At 69.3% G+C, this 1965-nt stretch carries 2 protein-coding genes and 1 pseudogene; 2 read left to right on the top strand and 1 reads right to left on the bottom strand.

The features are described 5' to 3' along the window. On the top strand, positions 1-315 hold a 315-nt coding region (locus ACZ5DC_RS40520), incomplete at its 5' end, for a nuclear transport factor 2 family protein (protein ID WP_468661490.1). Positions 316-550: 235 nt separating this feature from the next. Here ACZ5DC_RS40520 and ACZ5DC_RS40515 read toward each other — a convergent pair. Next, positions 551-1254, bottom strand: a pseudogene (locus ACZ5DC_RS40515) (methyltransferase domain-containing protein); the annotation flags it as partial. A gap of 225 nt (positions 1255-1479) precedes the next feature. Between ACZ5DC_RS40515 and ACZ5DC_RS40510 the strand changes: the two are divergent. Continuing rightward, positions 1480-1755: a hypothetical protein gene (locus ACZ5DC_RS40510; protein WP_468661488.1), complete on the top strand. Its 276-nt coding sequence runs from the start codon at positions 1480-1482 to the stop codon at positions 1753-1755. Positions 1756-1965: the final 210 nt, after the last annotated feature.

The following is a 1965-nucleotide window of genomic DNA, read 5'->3' as shown; positions in this document are numbered from 1 at the left end:
AGCGCGGTCGACGCGCACGAGCCGGAGAAGGTCGCGGCGCTCTTCACCGAGGACGCCATTTTCCAGGGGCTCCGCCCCTACAGCGTCGGCCGTCCGGGGGTCGCCGCGTACTACGACTCCCAGCCGATCGGGCTGACCGCCGAGTACCGGGTGCTCGAGACGCGGAGCCTCGCGGACGACGTCCTGCTCGGCTACCTCGACGTCGACTTCGGGTTCACCGACCGGCCGGACATCCACGTCACGCTCAGCATCGCGCTCAAGCAGGTGGCCGACCGCTGGTACATCTCCCACTACCAGGTGACCAGGCTCGACTGACGCGTCCTGTCGACAGGCGACGGATCTCGGTCGTCAGACCCCCGCGGGCCCCGCCCATCGCATAGCCCGCTGGCTCGCCTGCGATCACAGGAGCTGCGCTCCCGTTGCGGCGGGCGGCAGCGCCGACGTCCCTGTCCGGCCGGGTCGTATGCGTGGCGCGATCCCGTCGATGACGCGGCGGCGCCCGGCGTGCCCACTGTTCGCCGGTCTGCTGGCGCATGCGGCCCGCTCGTTGTCACCGAGACCGGTAGACGGTGGCCAGCACGGAGACGGTGACCCGGTCAGGCAGCAGGCCGTCGTCGTTCAGGTCCGCCCAGCTCACGTGGCGTGCGCTGGCCGTCATCCTCACCAGGTCCAGGGCCTCCGACCCGGTCAGGGCGATGGGGTACTCCACCTGCTCGGTGTCGACGGCCTCGAAGTAGGGGTCCATCGCCCGGTGCAGGCGTTGTTCCTCGGCCGGGTCGACGCTGACCATCGCAGGCACCCGGTCCCGTAGCTCCGCCAGGTGCAGCCCGGTGGGACGGGCCACGATCAGCCGTCCGGCTGGACGGAGCACTCGATGGAACTCGGCTGGATTGCGCGGGGCGAACACGTCCAGCACCGCGTCGGCCACCACGTCGGCCAGCGGGAAGGGACGGAAGACGTCCCAGGTCGCCGCAGATGCTCGGTCGTGGCATCGGGCTGCCGAGCGCAGCGCGCGCACCGACGTGTCCAGGCCCAGACCTCGGCGCCGGGCAGCTGGTCGAGAACGCCGGCCAGGTAGTAGCCCGTGCCGCACCCGACATCGACGACCGTGCCCGGTTCCGGCGCGGAGCGGGCCGCCAGGCGGGCCACGGCCCGGCGGATGGGCGCGTACCTGCCGGCGGCCAGGAAGCGGTCCCGAGCCTGGACCATGGCCGCGTCGTCGCCGCTGGTGGCGCGGGTGCCGGGCAGGAGGCCGACTTAGCCGTGGCGGGCGCGCACACGGAAGGTCACTGGAGCCCTTGATCCCTGCGGGAGTTGGGGAGACATGGAACTCTCTTCAACCTTCGTTGCCAACCCGGAAGGTTGGGATGACAGACGGACGAAGCCCCTGGCTACGTGATCCTGGATGCGGATCACGAGCCTCGTCCAAGCCGTCCTGGTCCTCCAGCTCGCAGCGACGGACGGAGATCAACCTGCGACATGGGCCTCACCTGGACCGCTCTCCGTATCCAACTGCCATATGAGGCTGCGTACTTCGCTGCGGCGGGTCGAGTCGATCTCGACCTCGATCTCGACCTCAGACCATCGGGCACGGATCGCGTCGATCAGCGCATCCCCGTCGATGCGTCAGCCGGCCGCATCACCTTCCACCACCCCCAAGAACGTCATGGCAAGGGCCTACCAGGCGTCCGTGACTCGGCGCTGATCGGCTGCCGCCTGAAGCTGGAACGGGCTCACGGCCTGGCCCGGGTGTGAGGTGCGGCACGGCTCCGGAACAGGTGGTTTATTGACGCGTCAATTAACTCGTGCTCTACTTGCTTCGACAAGTATGTGCGGCTGGGCCTGAACCGACCTCAGGCGCGGCCGAGCGATGAAAGGGCGTCCTCATGACCAAGATCGGTATCATCATCGGCAGCACCCGGCCGGGCCGTAACGGTGAAGCCGTCGCTCGCTGGGTGCACGAGG

The organism is Streptomyces sp. NPDC031445, from assembly GCF_055581365.1.
The sequence above is the reverse complement of the archived record's forward strand: the minus strand, read 5'-3'. Positions and strand labels throughout refer to the sequence as shown.

Bases quoted from the DNA above. Each gene is read 5' to 3' on its own strand.
- ACZ5DC_RS40510 (WP_468661488.1), top strand. From the start codon at position 1,480: ATGGGCCTCACCTGGACCGCTCTCCGTATCCAACTGCCATATGAGGCT.